Annotated in this window: 16 protein-coding genes; 11 read left to right on the top strand and 5 right to left on the bottom strand. The window is 47.4% G+C overall.

Annotated elements, in window-relative coordinates:
* Positions 1–1,071 carry an exonuclease SbcCD subunit D gene (locus ACESON_RS05285; protein WP_373108765.1) on the bottom strand — a complete coding sequence of 357 codons (1,071 nt, stop codon included), beginning with the start codon at positions 1,069–1,071 and terminating at the stop codon, positions 1–3.
* A 263-nt stretch (positions 1,072–1,334) separates the two neighbouring features.
* Positions 1,335–2,726, bottom strand: a complete 1,392-nt coding sequence (gene asnS / locus ACESON_RS05280) for an asparagine--tRNA ligase (RefSeq protein WP_373108764.1) — start codon at positions 2,724–2,726, stop codon at positions 1,335–1,337.
* A gap of 355 nt (positions 2,727–3,081) precedes the next feature.
* Here asnS and ACESON_RS05275 point away from each other — a divergent pair, with 355 nt between their 5' ends.
* The 6 genes from ACESON_RS05275 to spoVT all read left to right on the top strand — a co-directional run bounded on the left by ACESON_RS05275 (position 3,082) and on the right by spoVT (position 10,957).
* Positions 3,082–4,356 carry a glucose-1-phosphate adenylyltransferase gene (locus ACESON_RS05275; protein WP_177958719.1) on the top strand — a complete coding sequence of 425 codons (1,275 nt, stop codon included), beginning with the start codon at positions 3,082–3,084 and terminating at the stop codon, positions 4,354–4,356.
* Complete coding sequence (gene glgD, locus ACESON_RS05270; RefSeq protein WP_177958720.1) at positions 4,353–5,474, top strand: glucose-1-phosphate adenylyltransferase subunit GlgD; 1,122 nt, start codon at positions 4,353–4,355, stop codon at positions 5,472–5,474. The genes ACESON_RS05275 and glgD overlap by 4 nt, the downstream gene beginning before the upstream one ends.
* Positions 5,475–5,656: 182 nt before the next feature.
* Entirely contained in the window at positions 5,657–5,929 is a 273-nt protein-coding gene (spoVG, locus tag ACESON_RS05265) for a septation regulator SpoVG (RefSeq protein WP_177958721.1), read from the top strand.
* A gap of 250 nt (positions 5,930–6,179) precedes the next feature.
* Entirely contained in the window at positions 6,180–6,755 is a 576-nt protein-coding gene (pth, locus tag ACESON_RS05260; protein ID WP_373108762.1) for an aminoacyl-tRNA hydrolase, read from the top strand.
* A 34-nt stretch (positions 6,756–6,789) separates the two neighbouring features.
* Positions 6,790–10,344: a transcription-repair coupling factor gene (mfd, locus tag ACESON_RS05255; protein WP_373108761.1), complete on the top strand. Its 3,555-nt coding sequence runs from the start codon at positions 6,790–6,792 to the stop codon at positions 10,342–10,344.
* Between the two features lie 64 nt (positions 10,345–10,408).
* Complete coding sequence (gene spoVT, locus ACESON_RS05250) at positions 10,409–10,957, top strand: stage V sporulation protein T (protein ID WP_177958724.1); 549 nt, start codon at positions 10,409–10,411, stop codon at positions 10,955–10,957.
* Between the two features lie 118 nt (positions 10,958–11,075).
* Here spoVT and ACESON_RS05245 read toward each other — a convergent pair whose 3' ends face one another.
* Positions 11,076–11,567 carry a superoxide dismutase family protein gene (locus ACESON_RS05245; RefSeq protein ID WP_373108760.1) on the bottom strand — a complete coding sequence of 164 codons (492 nt, stop codon included), beginning with the start codon at positions 11,565–11,567 and terminating at the stop codon, positions 11,076–11,078.
* Positions 11,568–11,795: 228 nt separating this feature from the next.
* Here ACESON_RS05245 and ACESON_RS05240 point away from each other — a divergent pair, with 228 nt between their 5' ends.
* From ACESON_RS05240 to ACESON_RS05230, 3 genes are read left to right on the top strand one after another with little or no spacing between them, the layout of a single operon-like run.
* A complete protein-coding gene (locus ACESON_RS05240; RefSeq protein WP_373108758.1) occupies positions 11,796–13,082 on the top strand; it encodes a CapA family protein in 1,287 nt (428 codons plus the stop codon).
* 53 nt (positions 13,083–13,135) lie between these two features.
* Positions 13,136–13,480, top strand: a complete 345-nt coding sequence (locus ACESON_RS05235; RefSeq protein ID WP_177958726.1) for a hypothetical protein — start codon at positions 13,136–13,138, stop codon at positions 13,478–13,480.
* A 25-nt stretch (positions 13,481–13,505) separates the two neighbouring features.
* Positions 13,506–13,877 (top strand): zinc ribbon domain-containing protein, encoded by a 372-nt coding sequence (locus ACESON_RS05230; protein ID WP_373108757.1) that lies wholly within the window; start codon positions 13,506–13,508, stop codon positions 13,875–13,877.
* Between the two features lie 8 nt (positions 13,878–13,885).
* On the opposite strand, the gene ACESON_RS05225 is transcribed toward ACESON_RS05230, so the two are convergent.
* Positions 13,886–14,113, bottom strand: a complete 228-nt coding sequence (locus ACESON_RS05225) for a hypothetical protein (protein WP_177958728.1) — start codon at positions 14,111–14,113, stop codon at positions 13,886–13,888.
* A gap of 107 nt (positions 14,114–14,220) precedes the next feature.
* On the opposite strand from ACESON_RS05225, the gene ACESON_RS05220 reads away from it, so the two are divergent.
* Both ACESON_RS05220 and malQ read left to right on the top strand, forming a co-directional pair.
* Positions 14,221–15,540 carry an MATE family efflux transporter gene (locus ACESON_RS05220; RefSeq protein WP_373108866.1) on the top strand — a complete coding sequence of 440 codons (1,320 nt, stop codon included), beginning with the start codon at positions 14,221–14,223 and terminating at the stop codon, positions 15,538–15,540.
* Between the two features lie 71 nt (positions 15,541–15,611).
* Complete coding sequence (gene malQ / locus ACESON_RS05215; protein WP_373108756.1) at positions 15,612–17,144, top strand: 4-alpha-glucanotransferase; 1,533 nt, start codon at positions 15,612–15,614, stop codon at positions 17,142–17,144.
* A gap of 220 nt (positions 17,145–17,364) precedes the next feature.
* Here malQ and ACESON_RS05210 read toward each other — a convergent pair whose 3' ends face one another.
* Positions 17,365–18,228, bottom strand: coding sequence for a PepSY domain-containing protein (locus tag ACESON_RS05210; RefSeq protein WP_373108755.1), 864 nt, complete (start codon positions 18,226–18,228; stop codon positions 17,365–17,367).
* Positions 18,229–18,291 lie beyond the last annotated feature (63 nt).

The raw sequence follows: 18,291 nt of genomic DNA, 5'->3' as shown, positions 1-18,291 counted from the left end.
CTAGCTCCTCTCATCCGTTGTTCTAAGCAATGCATCAATTCCGTAATACAGGGCCTTTTTTTCCACAGGGCTGGAATCCTCCCGCTGAAGTGCCCGGATATAAAAGCCGATCATGTCGCTGGGATGCTCTGCAAAAAGCCGGCTGAAATCATACTGAGGCTCTGATTCGTCGATGACCTCAATGATCTGCAGCCGTCGTATCAGCGATTCAAAATCGAAAACAATATCAGGATCCCGCATTCCGCGAATTCGGAACCGGTAAATATGTCCGGCGCCCCGTTTCTGAATCTCCTGAGCCATACGGTCATTCAGCTCCCGGCTGGTAGTAGCCGGAGTTACATGAACCACAAGGGGAATATACTGAGCCTGGCACAGGGGAACAAATTCCAGGGAGGTTACCTGAAGCGTGGAAGGGCTGATTTCTCCTGCAATCATACCATGGGGGCCAGTTTCTGTCTTGTCCAGAGGTTCTGGGGAACCGCACCAGGCATAAGACCGATCCGGCGCGATTTCCGGCTTGTGAATATGTCCCAGGGCAGTGTAGGAAAACCCTGATTTGGCAAGCTGGGCCTTGTCCAGAGGCAAATGGGCAGCATCGCCTCCGTGGGCCAGAAGAATTTGAATTCGCCCATTTTCCGGCGCATGAATGCCGTTCAGCCGGGATTCGGTAATTTCGGCAGTGTGGTAGCTAAAACCGGTCACCTCGGTATTGAGCTCTTCAAAATACACAGAGCTCAGCTCCTCATCCATAAGAAAGGTCACATTGGGACACCACTGAAAGCTCATGAGAGCAGAATTTTTCCGAATTCGGTCATGGTTTCCGGCAATGATAACCACCTGGACTCCGGGAATGGTGGAAAACAGATAATTGACCTCCTTCAGATCCCGCAGCAAGGGCTGGCGGTGGAAGAGATCGCCGGCAATAAACAGAAAATCAACATCCCGGATTTTTGCCTGGCGAATGATTTCACCAAAAGTATCATGGATGGCGTGGGCCCGTTCCCGGCTCCAGGGCTTATCGCTGTCGGGATGCATTCCCCAGTGAATATCAGCTGTGTGGATGAATTTCATAGAGAAATCTCCTTTGCTTTGTAAATGTAACTGTTCAGGACGGCTTATCTTCTTGTCCGGAAAATCCGAACAAGAAGCATCGGAGTTTCTCCCGCCGTCCTGAATCGTTATCTGTAAATAGAAGAAAAACGGCACCGTTTCCGAAGCATCTCCAGCCCTCTGCAGCAATACTGCTTTCGGAATACTCCAGAAAATCAGAGAGATCAGGGCAGAAGCATCCGGAAAACAGATGCCGTTTTTAAAAACAGTTCCAGTTATAATACTTACAGTTCGCAGTTGCCTACAGTACGCGGGAAGGGAATGACATCGCGGATATTGCCCATACCGGTCAGGTACATAACGCAGCGCTCAAAGCCCAGTCCGAAGCCTGCGTGACGGGTAGAGCCGTATTTGCGCAGCTCCAGATAGAACTTGTAATCCTCTTCCTTCAGTCCCAGCTCGTTCATGCGGGCCAGCAGCTTTTCATAATCATCCTCACGCTGGCTGCCGCCGATGATTTCACCGATGCCCGGAACGAGACAGTCAACAGCTGCAACGGTCTTTCCGTCCGGATTCAGCTTCATGTAGAAGGCTTTGATTTCCTTGGGATAATCGGTTACGAATACCGGTTTTTTGAATACCTGCTCTGTCAGATAGCGCTCATGCTCTGTCTGCAGATCACAGCCCCAGGAAACCTTATAATCAAATTTGTCGTTGTTCTTTTCCAGAATTTCAATCGCTTCTGTGTAGGTGATGCGGCCGAATTCAGAATTCAGCACGTTATTTAACCGATCCAGAAGTCCTTTGTCGATAAAGCTGTTGAAGAAGGCCATTTCCTCCGGAGCATGTTCTAAAACATAGCGGATGATATACTTTAACATACCCTCAGCCAGCTCCATGTTGTCGTCCAGATCAGCAAAAGCCATCTCCGGCTCGATCATCCAGAACTCAGCTGCATGGCGGGTGGTGTTGGAGTTCTCTGCCCGGAAAGTGGGGCCAAAGGTATAAATATTGCGGAAGGCCATTGCATAGGTCTCACCGTTTAACTGGCCGCTTACAGTCAGGTTGGTAGGCTTGCCGAAGAAATCCTCAGAGAAATCAACAGCTCCGTCCTGGGTTGTGGGAATGTTCTTTAAATCCATGGTAGTAACCTGGAACATCTCTCCGGCGCCTTCACAGTCGCTTCCTGTAATCAGGGGAGTATGAACATAGACAAAATCCTTCTCCTGGAAATACTGGTGGATTGCATAAGCAATCAGGGAGCGGACACGGAATACAGCCTGGAAGGTGTTGGTACGGGGGCGCAGATGAGTAATCGTGCGCAGATACTCCAGGGTGTGACGCTTTTTCTGCAGGGGATAGTCCGGAGCAGATGCGCCCTCTACAACAACCTCAGAGGCCTGAATCTCAAATGGCTGCTTGGCCTGAGGTGTGGCAACCAGAGTACCCTTTACAATAATGGCTGCGCCTACATTCAGACGGCAGATCTCATCAAAGTTTGCCAGGGTGTCGTGGTATACAATCTGAAGGGTGTCAAAATAAGAACCATCGCTGACAACAATAAATCCAAATGCTTTGGAATCCCGGACGCTGCGGACCCATCCGCCTACGGAAATTTCCTTGTCCAGGTAAGCTTCTCTGTTTTTATACAGTTCTCTTACGGTTACTAAATCCATAATGCTTCTCCTTTATCTTTCCTAGCGTCCAGCAAAGGGCGCCATGTTTTGCCTGAAAATAACCTAATCTGCAGGCATACCTATACAGAAGTATACTGTATTTTTGCATTTGATTCAAGTAGGGGAAACGAAGATCTTGGAAGGAAACCCATTCATTAGTGCCAATTCTGCGTTTTCTGGCGAAGTATTGTGTCAAGCTGGCAGGTTGATACTAAATATAGAAAAAAATAAAGAGTTGCGAGAAATGTCGGAAAATGTACAAAAAAACTTCATAATAAATTCAAAATTTATTCACCTTTCTACAAATCTATGCTATAATATAAAGCACAAGAAAATCTTACAGCGAGGTGATAACGTGATAAAGAAGGAAATGATTGCCATGCTTTTGGCTGGGGGACAGGGAAGCCGTCTGGGAGTATTAACACAGAAGGTAGCCAAACCGGCAGTATCATTTGGGGGGAAGTACAGAATTATCGATTTCCCGCTGAGCAACTGTATCAATTCGGGAGTAGATACAGTTGGAGTTTTAACACAGTATCAACCGTTGCGTCTGAATACCCATATCGGAATTGGTATTCCGTGGGATCTGGACCGCAACGTAGGCGGAGTGACGATTCTTCCGCCATATGAGAAGAGCAAAGGCAGTGACTGGTATACAGGAACAGCCAACGCCATTTTCCAGAATCTGGAATATATGGAAACCTACAATCCTGACTATGTGCTGATTTTGTCAGGAGATCATATTTACAAGATGGATTACGAGGTTATGCTGGAGTACCATAAGGCAAACAATGCAGATGTAACCATCGCGGCTATGCCGGTGCCCATTGAGGAAGCCAGCAGATTTGGCATCGTAATCACAGATGAGCACAACCGGATTACGGAGTTTGAAGAGAAGCCAGCGAATCCGCGAAGCAACCTGGCATCCATGGGTATTTACATATTCAGCTGGCCGGCTCTGAAGGAGGCTCTGCTTGCTCTGTCTGAGGAACCGGGCTGCGACTTCGGAAAACATGTGATTCCCTACTGCCATGGCAAGGGAGAGCGTATTTTCGCTTACGAGTACAACGGCTACTGGAAGGATGTAGGAACACTGGGTTCCTACTGGGAAGCTAACATGGAGCTGATTGATATTATTCCGGAATTCAATTTATATGAGGAATACTGGAAGATCTATACAAGAAGCGATATTATTCCGCCTCAGTACATTGCACCGGAGGCTGTGATTGAACGCAGTATTATCGGAGAAGGTACAGAGATCTACGGGGAGGTTCACAACTCTGTCATCGGCGCAGGCGTTACTATTGAGGCCGGCGCAGTGGTGAGGGATTCGATTGTCATGCGCAACAGCGTAATAGGCGCAGGAGCGAAGGTGGACAAGGCCATCGTAGCTGAGGACACTGCCATCGGAGCCGGCGCAGAGCTTGGCGTAGGTGAATATGCGCCCAGCACCTATGATCCCAAGGTTTATCAGTTTGATCTGGTAACGATCGGAGAGCACAGCGTAATTCCGGAAAATGTCAAGATTGGAAAGAATACAGCGATTTCCGGCGTTACCGTTTTGGAGGATTATCCTGACGGATTACTGGCAAGCGGCGATTCCATTATAAAGGCAGGTGGCATGAGATGAGAGCGATTGGTATAGTATTAGCAGGCGGAAACAGTAAAAGAATGCGGGAGTTATCGAACAAAAGGGCAATATCCGCCATGCCGGTTGCAGGAAGCTACCGCAGCATTGATTTTGTATTAAGCAACATGACCAATTCCCATATCCAGAACGTGGCTGTATTTACCCAGTACAATTCCCGTTCCTTAAACGAGCATTTAAGCTCCTCCAAATGGTGGGATTTCGGAAGAAAACAGGGCGGTCTGTATGTATTTACCCCGACCATTACAGCGCAGAACAGCGACTGGTACCGGGGCACAGCTGATGCGCTGTACCAGAACCTGACCTTTTTAAAGAACAGCCATGAGCCGTATGTTGTGATTGCATCCGGCGATGGTATCTATAAGATGGATTACAACAAGGTTCTGGAATATCATATCGAGAAGAAAGCAGATATTACTGTAGTATGCAAGGATATGAGCGAGGAAGAGGATGTGACCCGCTTCGGTCTGCTGAAGCTGAATGATGACGGCCGTATTATAGAATTTGAGGAGAAGCCCATGGTGGCAACCTCCAATACAGTTTCCTGCGGTATCTATATTATTCGCCGCCGTCAGCTGATTGAGCTGATTGAGCGCTGTGCTGCAGAGGATCGGGTTGACTTTGTACGGGATGTTCTGGTTCGTTATAAAAACCTGAAGCGTATTTACGGATACAAGATAGACTCTTACTGGAGCAATATTGCATCTGTGGATTCCTATTACAAAACCAATATGGATTTCCTGAAACCAGATGTGCGCAACTATTTCTTTAAGCAGTATCCGGACATTTATTCCAAGGTAGACGATCTGCCGCCGGCCAAGTACAATCCTGGCGCGTCAGTGAAAAACAGCCTGATTTCCAGCGGATCCATTATCAACGGAACCGTGGAAAATTCAATTTTGTTTAAGAAGGCCTATGTAGGCAATAACTGTGTTATTAAAAATTCCATTATTCTCAACGATGTTTACATCGGGGACAATACGGTGATCGAAAACTGTATCGTAGAGAGCCGTGATACCATCCGCGCCAACACTACATATATCGGCACTCCGGATGAGATAAAGATTGTAGTTGAGAAAAACGAACGCTATACATTATAGGCACAGGCTGAAACGCTGGTGCGGGGGATATAGCAGCTGTTTCAGTCTTATTCCAGGAGGGGAGGTCTGCAAACAATAAGGCAGACAAGCCTGCATAAGCATTGTTCGGGGAAGTCAGAAAGACCCGGAACAGGGGGGACTGGACAGTTGTACAGTTTACGAGAGGGAAGGGGCTTGGAAAAATGCAGATAACAGATGTCAGAGTAAGAAAGATTGAAAAAGAGGGTAAGATGAAAGCGATTGTTTCCATTACCTTGGATAATGAATTTGTCATTCATGATATCAAGGTAATTGAAGGGGAAAAAGGACTTTTCATCGCCATGCCAAGCCGTAAGGCAGCAGACGGGGAGTATAGAGATATTGCACATCCAATCAATTCTGAAACCCGTGAAAAGATTCAGGATATGATTCTGAACAAATATGAGACAACTGCTCTGGAGGCAGCAGCCGAATAGGCAGGGACTTTCGGAAAAGTGAGATCAGAAGATGCAGCAGCTCTTTCGGGGCGGCTGCATCTTCCTGTTTTATAGGAAATCTATTTAAAATTCTTTCTGAAGAGCAGACCTTTACAAGAGATTTTCTACCTGTTACAATAAAACCCGTAGCAGTTTGGCGCTAGTTTTCTTTCCCGGTGTCTATACCCCCTGGGGAGAGAAAATTAGCGCTTTTGGCGCGTGGTACAGGATGAAATGGAAAGGAAAGAAGATGTATTTAATAGCAGGACTTGGAAATCCAACAAAGGAATATGATAAAACAAGACACAATGTAGGCTTTTCGGTGATAGATGTGCTGGCAGATCGATACCGGATTGATATCAGTGAGAAAAAGCACAAGGCTTTGTGCGGCAGAGGTGTCATAGAGGGACAGAAGGTTCTTCTTTTAAAGCCTCAGACCTTTATGAATTTAAGCGGAGAAAGTATCCGTGCAGCGGCGGATTATTATAAAATTGAGCCGGAGGAGATGATTGTGATTTACGATGACATCAGCCTGGATCCGGGACAGCTTCGGATTCGTCTGAAGGGAAGCGCCGGCGGACACAATGGAATCAAGAATATTATTGCAAATCTGGGAACCCAGGATTTTCCGCGGATTAAGGTTGGGGTAGGAGCTAAGCCTCCTCGCATGGATCTGGCAGATTATGTGCTGAGCCGGTTTGGAGCTGGGGAACAGAAGCTGATGGAGGAGGCTTTTGGAGAGGCAGCAGAGGCTACGGTTATGATGATGACTGATGGAGCAGAGCGGGCAATGAATCATTTTAATGCGAAGAAGAAGGCAGAGTAGAAGATTTTGACTGGGGAAAGCAGGGAGTACAAAAATGAGCAGGATATTTTCAAACCCATTAATAGAGCTGGCAGAATTTGAAGAGCTGAGCCGGGATATTGCCCGGAAAAAGGGACCGGTACAGGTCAGCGGCTGTATGGATTCGCAAAAGGTTCACCTGATGGCAGAGGCAGAGCCGGATATGCCCTGGAAGCTGGTTGTCACTTATGATGAGGCGCGTGCGCGGGAGATTTACGATGATTTTTGCTGCTTCCGGGATGATGTATGGCTTTATCCGGCCAAGGATCTTCTGTTTTACAGTGCGGATATTCATGGAAATCTGCTGACCCGTCAGAGGCTTTTAACCTTGCGCCATTTGATGGAGGATCCCTCTGGTGTTGTGGTAACGACTCTGGACGGACTTATGGATCATTTGTTTCCTCTGGAGCAGCTGAGAAATCAGGTTCTCAGAGCAGAACCGGGGCAGGAGCTGGATCTGGAACAATGGAAGGAAAAGCTGACGCAGCTGGGATATGAACGAATGCCTCAGGTAGACGGTATGGGGCAGTTTTCCATTCGCGGCGGTATTCTGGATATTTTCCCTCTGACAGAGGAGGTTCCGGTGCGGATTGAACTGTGGGACACGGAGATTGATTCTATCCGTACCTTTGATTTGGAAAGTCAGCGTTCCATTGAACAGCTGGATGAGATTCTGATTTATCCGGCTACAGAGTTGGTACTGACGAAGAAAGAGCTTCTTTTGGGAGCGGAACGTCTTAGAAAAGAAGAAAAGGCTTTTTCGGAAAAACTGAGAAAAGCCATGAAAACAGAAGAGGCCCATCGGATCCAGTCGATTGTGAAGGAACTGACTGAGGGAATGGAGGAAGGCTGGAAAATCACAGGACTGGATAGCTGTGTCACGTATTTTGGAAGGGAAACCGTATCTTTTCTGAATTATTTTGAGCCGGATTCCAGTATGATTTTTCTGGACGAGCCGCCAAGACTGCGGGAAAAGGGAGAGGCTGTGGAGACAGAGTTTCGGGAGAGTATGTCCCATCGTCTGGAAAAGGGATATTTGCTTCCGGGACAGACCGAGCTTTTGTATCCGGTGAAGGAAATTCTGGCCCGGGCACAGAGACCTAACACGGTGTATCTGACTGGACTGGAACAGAAGCTTCCGGGAATGACTGTGGAAAAGAAATACAGCATTAATGTAAAAAATGTGAATTCTTACCAGAGCAGCTTTGAAATGCTGATTCAGGATTTGAAGCGGTGGAAAAAGGAAAAATACAGAGTAATTCTTTTGTCCGGCTCCCGAACCAGAGCCAGCCGTCTGGCAGGCGATCTTCGGGAATATGATCTTCGGGCCTTCTGTCCGGATCAGGAAACGCGACAGGTTCAGCCGGGAGAAATTCTCGTAACCTATGGCAAGCTGCACAGGGGCTTTGAATATCCTCAGATTAAGTTTCTGGTGATTACCGAAGGAGACATGTTCGGGACCGAGAAAAAGAAACGGAAGAGAAAAAAGACTTCTTATGAAGGGAAAAAGATTCAGAGCTTTTCCGAGCTGTCTGTGGGCGATTATGTGGTTCACGAGGATCACGGACTGGGAGTTTACCGGGGAATTGAAAAAATCGAGAGGGATAAGGTTGTAAAGGACTATCTGAAAATTGAATATGCAGATGGAGGCAACTTATATCTTCCGGCAACCCGTCTGGACGGAATTCAGAAATATGCGGGAGCAGATGCCAAGGCGCCGAAATTAAATAAGCTGGGCGGAGAACAGTGGAACCGGACGAAGACAAGGGTGAAAACTGCTGTCCGGGAGATTGCGAGAGATCTGGTGAAGCTGTATGCAGCCAGACAGGAGATGGGCGGTTTTCCGTATGAAAAGGATACCGTCTGGCAGAAGGAATTTGAGGAGCTGTTTCCCTATGAGGAGACCGATGATCAGCTGGAGGCGATTGAGGCCACAAAGCGAGACATGGAAAGCAGAAAGATTATGGATCGGCTGATTTGCGGCGATGTAGGGTACGGAAAAACGGAGATTGCCCTGCGGGCAGCCTTTAAGGCCATTCAGGACGGGAAACAGGTAGTATATCTGGTTCCTACAACGATCCTGGCTCAGCAGCATTACAATACCTTCGTACAGAGGATGAAGGATTTTCCAGTGAGAGTTGATCTGATGTCTCGTTTCCGCACGCCGGCAGAGATGAAAAAGACCATTGAGGATCTAAAAAAGGGGCTGGTCGATATTGTTATCGGCACTCATCGAGTTCTGTCAAAGGATGTGAAGTTTAAGGATCTGGGGCTTTTGATTATTGATGAGGAACAGCGGTTTGGAGTGGCTCACAAGGAAAAAATCAAACAGCTGAAGGAAAATGTGGATGTTCTGACTCTGACTGCAACGCCGATTCCCAGAACGCTTCACATGAGCCTGGTGGGAATCCGGGATATGAGTGTGCTGGAAGAGCCTCCGGTGGACAGAACGCCGATACAGACTTATGTTATGGAATATAACGATGAAATGGTGCGGGAAGCCATCAATCGGGAGCTGGCGAGAAATGGACAGGTGTATTATGTATACAACCGAGTGAAAAACATTGATGAGATCGCAGCCCATATTCAGGAGCTGGTTCCGGATGCGTCTGTGGTTTTTGCTCATGGGCAGATGTCAGAGCATAAGCTGGAAAAGATTATGTTTGATTTTATTAATGGGGATATTGATGTACTGGTATCCACAACAATTATTGAAACTGGACTGGATATCCCCAATGCCAACACGATGATTATTCATGACGCGGATCATCTGGGGCTGTCTCAGCTGTATCAGCTGAGGGGGCGTGTAGGCCGTTCCAGCCGGGTTTCCTATGCATTTTTGATGTATAAACGGGATAAGCTTCTGAAGGAAGAGGCAGAGAAGCGTCTTCAGGCAATTCGGGAATTTACAGAACTGGGATCCGGAATTAAGATTGCCATGCGGGATCTGGAAATCCGCGGCGCAGGCAATGTGCTGGGAGCAGAACAGCATGGCCATATGGAGGCAGTGGGATATGATCTGTACTGTAAGCTTTTGAATCAGGCGGTGAAAGCCCTGAAGGGAGAGCGGGATGAGGAGGAAGACTTTGAATCCGTAGTAGAGTGCGATATTGATGCCTATATTCCTGCATCTTATATTAAGAATGAATATCAGAAACTGGATATTTACAAGAGGATTTCCGGGATTGAAAATGAGGAAGAATATCTGGATATGCAGGATGAGCTGATGGATCGGTTTGGCGATATTCCGAGGTCTGTAGACAATTTGCTGGCAATAGCAGCTTTGAAGGCTCTAGCTCACAGGGCTTATGTGACAGAGGTGAAGATAAACCGCCAGGAAATTCGCATGACCATGTATCAGAAGGCCAGACTGAATACAGATGGGATACCGGCGCTGGTAGAGGAATGCAAAGGCGCTTTAAGATTCCAGATGACAGAGCAGCCCTATTTTCTGTATACAGACCGGAAACGAAAAAATAAGGACTGTATGCTGATGATGGAAACAGCCCGGGAATTGCTTCAAAAAATCGGAGATCTGGCACAGAAAACAGAAAATACAGAAAACGCATAAAAATCCCTCCATCGACAGATACTATTTCCAGAAATGGAACAGTCAATCAATGGAGGAATGTGATATGAAAGCTACAGGAATTGTAAGAAGAATAGACGATCTGGGCCGTGTAGTAATTCCAAAGGAGATTCGGCGCACGCTTCGCCTAAAGGAAGGAACCCCTCTGGAAATTTTTACCGATCGGGAGGGAGAAATCATTCTGAAAAAATATTCGCCAATGGTGGAGCTGACTGCCTTTGCGGGACAGTATGCAGAATCCATGGCGCAGACTACGGGAATGATGGTCTGCATTACGGATCGGGATCAGGTGATTGCGGCGGCAGGCGGCCCCAGAAAAGAAATTCTTCAGAAAAATATCAGCAAACAGCTGGAGCAGGCAATTGATGATAGAGAAACGATCGTTGCCGGAAAAGGGGAAAAGCAGTTTATTCCGCTGACGGATGATGAGGTGGAAGGAATTACGGCGGAGGTGATTGCACCGATTATCTGTGAAGGAGATGCCATTGGAGCGGTTGCCCTGCTGGGGCGGGATACCCGGGCAAAATTCGGAGAGGCAGAGCTGAAGCTGGCAGGAACGGCTGCCGGATTTTTGGGACGCCAGATGGAGGGCTAAATCAATACGAAGGTTCCTTTTGCCAAAAACAGAATTTACAGGAACAAAATCTGAAATGGATGGTACAGACAGCTTCAGGGCAATTTGTACCATCCATTGTACATAAAAGGATTCCGAGCTAAACGCGGCGGATCATGCCGCAGCCAATCTTATTAGCAGAATTTCCGGAAGGCTGAGAGGAAAAATCGTCGCTGTCAGAATGGATCACAACAGAACGCCCAAGAATATTGGAAATGGAAAAGCGTTTATCGTAAAAGGCTTCCCACGCATATCCCTGGTTGCCCAAAACAGGGAGAAGATCTCCGGCGTGATAGGGGTGAAGCCGGTGTTGGGGATTGTAGTGTTCTCCGGTTTTCGTAAAAGACTGAGAGCAGTCTCCATTTTCATGAATGTGCATAGCATAGAAATCAGAAGAACCGGAAGTCTGGATATTTGGAAGCCCGAAAAGTTCGGATTCTATCAGAATGCCTCCATAGGGAGTATCGTAAAATTTGACGAGTCCGCTTAACTGCGGAGCGCTCGTATTTCCTGTAACCCAGGCGGCTGCCTGGGGCTGATTATTTTTCAAAAGCTGGGAAAACACAAGTGCGGGAGTAACAGATGAGGGCATAAAAACAGCCTTTCATAATGGAGTTACTATAATCATATGCAGAGAACAGAGGAATGTTTCGGAAAGAGATTCTGCCGAAAAAGCGAACCGATGCAGGCGGAGCATGTAATTTTCCGGAGCAGCCAGTCTGCGTAAAGCACCTTCTATAGAGCTGATGCGAAGATTGACAAGGAATGGTTTTCGGATATACAATGTCATCAGAAATGTATAAAGGAAAGGATTTTATTTATGAACAGAAAAAGACGAGGTGGTTTTTCGATTCTTGCAGCTGTTCTTGCGGTAATGCTTGCACTCTTTTTGGGGCTGCTTTTCTGGCTGCTTCATGGAAATGAAGAGCCGGAGCGGATTTTGCAGGGGGCTGCAGGGACTGAGACTCTGTCCGTGTCAGGACAGGCTTCGCCGCCAGAAAATTCTGGGCAGGATGTTCCAGGAGACGGTTCAGAACAGCCAGAGAGAACGGAGGAGAACAGTCCGGTTGTGATTATCGGGGCAGAAGAGGCCGGGGAAAATGACGGTTCAGGAAGCTCTGACGGAGAGGGGGAATTGGAGAATTCTTCGGAGGAAGCTGTGCCGGAGGAGGAAATCAATCTGCTTTTTGCCGGAGATGTATTTCTTTCCAGCCATGTACTGAATGCCTATGATACAGCAGGTGGTATTGGCGGAGTTTTGGATGAGGAGCTTCGCCAGGTCATTCAGGCTTCGGATTATTTTATGGTGAATCAGGAATTTCCCTTCAGTGACAGGGGAACAGCGGCAGAGGATAAGCAGTTTACCTTTCGTCTTCCCCCTTCCAGAGTGCATTTGCTGCAGGAAATGGGGATTGATATGGTGACCCTGGCCAATAATCACAGCCTGGATTTTGGAACAGATGCGCTTCTGGACACCTGCAGGACTTTGGACGAAGCGGGAATCCGTTATGTTGGAGCTGGTGAAAATATGGCCAGGGCAAGACAGCTGGAAACCGTGGAGGTGAAGGGAAAAACCATAGGATTTTTGGGCTCCTCCCGGGTTATTCCTGTATATGACTGGACAGCAGGAGAGCAGAAGCCAGGAGTTGCAATTACATACGATCCCGGAATGCTTTTAAAGGATATTGCAGCAGCAAAGCAGGTCTGTGATTATGTGGTGGTTTATGTACACTGGGGAAAGGAAAAGGCGGTTACGCCGGAAGAATATCAGCAGACTATGGGGCGGCAGTATATTGATGCCGGAGCGGATCTGGTAATTGGAAGCCATCCCCATGTGCTTCAGGGAATTGAATATTATCAGGGAAAACCGATTGTATACAGCCTTGGAAATTTTGTTTTCGGAAGCAGTATTCCAAGAACGATGCTGCTTCAGGCAGCTCTTGGGAAGGACGGTGTGAAGCTGTCAGCTGTGCCCTGTAAATCCGCAGCAGGATATACACAGATGGAAAAGGATCCGGAAAAAACAGCCGCATTTTATCAGGAGCTGCAGGGGCTTTCTGTTCATGCGCAGGTAAATGAAGCAGGAGAAATAACGGCGGCAGAATAGAATGCTGACAGAAATTACGAAAAATAATCGACAGGAAGAAAGAAGAAAGACAAATGGAAAAGATGACAAATACTCCCCAGGATTGGGAGCTTTCAGAGGATTTTTACAGCCAGGAGGAAGGAAAAAAATGGAAGCTGGAGGATTTTCTGGAAGAGGATTCCGGAAAACAGGAGAAAGCCCCAGGGCTGAATACAGCAGCTGAGACAGGCGCCCGTCTGGAGGAAATGGCAGAGCTGGTACGTCAGGTGATGGCTCTTTCCGGGCATGGAAATACCGCAGATCAGATTGCAGGAGCTCTTGGTGTGGAGAGGAAGCTGGTGCAGGATATTATGGTGTGTCTGCAGGCATTCCCGGAGGATAATCCGGTTGCTGTGGCGCGGCTGATTGTTTTGGGATAAAAGAAACGAAAGAAGGGAAAACGCCATGTTTTTTATTATGGGTGTCAGTCAGGGGCAGAAAAAGCTGAATTTTGATCAGCTGATTGTCTGCGGACGCTGTGGCCGTTACGGACATTTGGAAGTGTATATGGTGTACTCATATCTGAGCCTGTTTTTTATTCCGGTGTTAAAATGGGGACGCCGCTATTATGTGCGAACCACCTGCTGCAATGCCTCAGTGGAGCTGGATGCAGAGCTGGGAAGAAAAATTCAGAGAGGAGAGATAACCTCTCTGCCGGAGAATATCATTCCAGACAGTCCGGCAATGCTCCAGAGCGGGAGAAAGCGCTGCGCTTCCTGCGGATTTGAGACAGAAGAGGATTACCAGTTCTGTCCGAAATGCGGCAGGGAGCTTTAAGGAAAGGGTTACTGAAACAGCTCCGTTATTTCCTGAAACAGAGCAATATCGTCTTCCTTCAGCCGGAGATTGGCGGAGAGCTCTTCGCCTTCGGGAGTGGTTACTTTAAACTCGATTACAGTGCCTTCCCGGATCGCCTTCTGACGGACAGCAGACAGATATTTCGGGAATTTGGGATGATTGGCTTTTACCCGATCCCAGGCTGATTTCAGTTGAAGAAGCTTCATTGGGTTCATGCAAAATACCTCCTTTTTCTGGTGTTGATGGTTGTAGTATACCCGACATAGGAGGTTTTGAAAAGGCTGCATGGCTGAACGGTTACAATTTTGAGGTGACAAGAATGATTTTTTCCAGAAAAGACCTGTTTCGGCTTCTGGGTCCGCTGATTGTGGAACAGATTCTGGCGGTATTAGTCGGAATGGTAGATGTCATGATGGTAGCTGCTGTAGGAGAAGCTGCTGTATCCGGAGTTGCTCTGGTGGACTCAGTCAGTCTGCTGATTATTCAGCTGCTGGCAGCCCTGGCAACCGGAGGCGCTGTAGTGTGTTCCCAGTATATTGGCAAGCACAGGTCAGACATGGCATGTCGGGCTGCGGGACAGCTGGTATTAATTACAGCAGGCGTGTCATTTCTGTTTACAGCAGTGGCGTTAATTGGAAACAGGAGTCTGCTTTATCTGATATTTGGTCAGGCAGAGGCGGCGGTTATGGATAACGCAGCCACATATTTCTGTCTGACGGCTCTGTCTTATCCTTTTTTGGCTTTGTATAATTCCTGTGCAGCGCTGTTTCGTTCTATGGGAAATTCCAGGGTGTCGATGATGGCATCTATGATTATGAATGGGATAAATGTTGCAGGAAATGCTGTTTGTATCTATGGTCTTCATATGGGGGTAGAGGGCGTTGCCGTTCCCACGTTGATTTCCCGAATAACAGCGGCAGTTCTGATGATGATTCTGGTGCGTCATCCGGACAATGTGATTCGGATTACCGGTATTTCTCAGCTGCGTCCGGAAAAAGATATGATTCGGAGTATTCTGACTGTGGGAATTCCCAGCGGTCTGGAAAACGGAATGTTTCAGTTTGGAAAGCTGATGCTGCAGAGTCTGGTTTCCACCTTGGGAACGGCTTCTATTGCAGGCTTTGCAGTAGCAAATAATCTGGTGACTCTGCAGTATCTTGCCGGAAATGCTCTGGGGCTGGGGCTGATTACTATTGTAGGACAGTGTGTGGGCGCCGGAGAGGTGAAGCAGGCAAAAACGTATACAAAAAAGCTTTTGGCTGTAAACTACGGTATTCTGCTGGCTGTGTGTACGGCAATGGCTCTGGGCCGCGGGGGGATTGTGGGCTTTTATCATCTGTCCCCGGAGGCGGCGGGCATGGCTGAGGAGCTGATACTGGTTCACTGCTTTGCAATGACAGTGTGGCCTCCGGCGTTTGCGCTTCCCAACACGCTGCGGGCTGGCATGGATGCGCGGTTTACGATGATGGTTTCCGTATTTTCCATGTGGGTGTTCCGGATCGGCTTTGCGTATTTGTTTGTACGGGGCTTTGGTTTTGGAATCATGGGAGTATGGTGTGGAATGTTTATTGACTGGATTTTCCGTATGGCTGTATTTCTGTGGAGATTCCGCGGATTTGAAAAACGGGCGAAAAGAATTTAAGGTAACAGCGGGCAAGAAGCTTTAGGCTGAACTGTTACAATTTAAGGGCAAATTTCAGGAGGAGGATGAATATGAAAAAGAACAGAATGAAACGGGAATGCGGAATGCTTTTGCCGGTCAGCGCTCTTCCGTCAAGGTACGGGATTGGATGCTTTTCCAGAGAGGCCTATCAGTTTGTGGATCAGCTGAAGGAGGCTGGGCAGCAGTACTGGCAGATTCTGCCGCTGGGACCTACCGGGTATGGGGATTCTCCCTATCAGTCCTTCAGTGCGTTTGCAGGCAATCCCTATCTGATTGATCTGGAGGACTTGATTCAAAAAGGGCTGCTGACCAGGGAGGAATGTGACCAGGCGGATTTTGGGAACAATCCCAGGGATATTGATTATGAGAAGCTGTACCGGAACCGTTTCCCTGTATTGCGCAGGGCATTTGAACGGTGGAGAGAGCGCCAGTTTCAGGACGGATATGATGAAAAGCAGATGGAACATATTTTTTCAAAAAAGCTTTCTGATGAGACTCTGGAATACTGCTTTTATATGGCAGTGAAAAATGAATTTGGAGGAAAAAGCTGGAGTGAATGGGATGAGGATATCCGCCTGAGAAAGGAAAGCGCAGTTCCCCATTATCGGGAAAAGCTGCAAAATGAAATTTTATTTTATGCCTTTTTACAGTATGTATTTCAGAAGCAGTGGAAGCGGCTGAAGCAGTATGCCAACAGCCAGGGAATCCGGATTATTGGAGATATTCCTATTTATGTGGCCTTTGATGGGGCAGACAGCTGGGCGCATCCTGAGCTGTTTCAGTTTGACCAGGAACGGCGCCCGTCTGCTGTGGCAGGATGTCCGCCAGATGCATTTTCGGCTACGGGACAGCTTTGGGGCAATCCTCTATATCGCTGGGATTATCATAAAAAGACAAAGTACCGCTGGTGGATGAAGCGGATGGAATACAGCTTTGGACTTTATGATGTTGTCCGGGTGGATCATTTCCGGGGATTTGATGAATATTATTCGATTCCAGCAGGAGATCAAACAGCAGAATTCGGCCATTGGGAAAAAGGGCCGGGATATGATTTGTTCCGGGTTCTGAAAAAGAAATTTGGAGATCCCGATATTATTGCAGAGGATCTGGGGTTTTTGACACCGTCTGTGTTAAAGCTGGTAGAGAAAACCGGTTATCCTGGAATGAAGGTGTTGGAATTTGCCTTTGACGAGTCGGAAGACAGCGCCTATTTGCCTCATAAATACCCGGTAAATTGTGTAGTTTATACAGGAACCCACGACAACACAACTCTCCAGGAGTGGTACAGAACTCTGGATCCGGCAGCAAAAGCTTTCGCAGTTCGGTATCTGGGAAATGAGAGGACTCCTCAGGGAGAGATTCACTGGGATTATATTCGTCTGGCTCTTCAGAGCGCAGCGCGGATTGCTGTGATTCCTGTTCAGGATTATCTGGGACTTGGCGGCTGGGCCAGAATTAATGAGCCGTCTACCTTGGGTAAAAACTGGCGGTGGCGTATGACTGAGGAGGATTTTACAGAGGATCTTCTTAAACGGTGCCGAGATATGGCACAGACGTATGGACGATGTGAGAAGGAAGAATAGCGGTTTTTTGTAAAGAAGAAAGGCCTGACAGGGGGGATGTCTGTCAGGTCCTTTCTCTTTTCATAGGAGATTATGTCCTGTGAAATAAAAACGCTCTGCGGAACGAGCACTTACGGAAGAATAAATCTGCCTCTGTGAGTGCGTCCGGCACATTCGTAACAGTTCAATCAAAGCTATCAGCAAGGTGTGCCGAAAAATTTATGATAACGCGAATCAGGTATTAATCGTCATCGCGGTCATCATCATGGTCATCATCGTCATGGTCGTCATCGTCGTGGTCGTTATCGAAACGGTCATCATCGTCATCGAAGCGATCGTCGTCGAAGCGGTCATCATCGTCATGGTCGTCATCATAACGATCGTCATCATTCCAGGCATCCCAGTCATCGTTGCGTTCCCGGTCAGATGCTGTGATTTTTCCGGTGAAAGCGTTGACTTCGTATTCGTATTCGATTCCGCCGGCAGTGAATTCCAGCTCATAAATGCCGTCGTCCAGATCGTATTCGCCTTCGCTGAAAACGGCATCTTTCAGACCGGCATGGGCAAGAGCAAGTTCACGGGCTTTCTGAATGCCAATGCGTCCTTTATTATCCAGATCAGAGGTATTTACTGTAACAGTGCTGTACTTGAGCCCGCAGTCCTTTAAAGTATAACGGGCGCTGTCTGCCACATCTTCCAGAAACTGACTGTCGGGAGTCTTAGAGCCTGCTTCCAGCTTAATAAGAAGGTTTTTTGCAGGATGATTCTTTTGTGTATCAAAATATCCATCTTCATAGATTTCCCGGATCAGATCCTCCATAACCTCGTCACAGGGATCGTACTGATAATTTTTCATATCACGGACAACGGCGCGTCCGCTTTCGTTCATGCCACTCAGCTTCAGAACGCGTCCCTTATAGTTGTAATCCATTTTGATTTCAGGATTAACGCTGATTAGAAGGGTTCCGGTTTTGACAGTTTTATCTGTAACAACGGAAGCATCCTGTTTCAGAAGTGCGGATGCAGATGCGTGGCTGGTCATAGAAGCAGCCAGAGAAAGAACCATGGCAGCAGATAACATACTGGAAACTAAATTTTTTTTCATAAAGAGCATCTCCTTTCAGAAATATATGTTATTTTTATTGTTTTCAAAGATAGGATACGGAAG

The sequence above is a fragment of the Lachnoclostridium sp. Marseille-P6806 genome (genome assembly GCF_964238185.1).
Classification (GTDB): Bacteria; Bacillota; Clostridia; order Lachnospirales; family Lachnospiraceae; genus Brotaphodocola.
The sequence above is the reverse complement of the archived record's forward strand: the minus strand, read 5'-3'. Positions and strand labels throughout refer to the sequence as shown.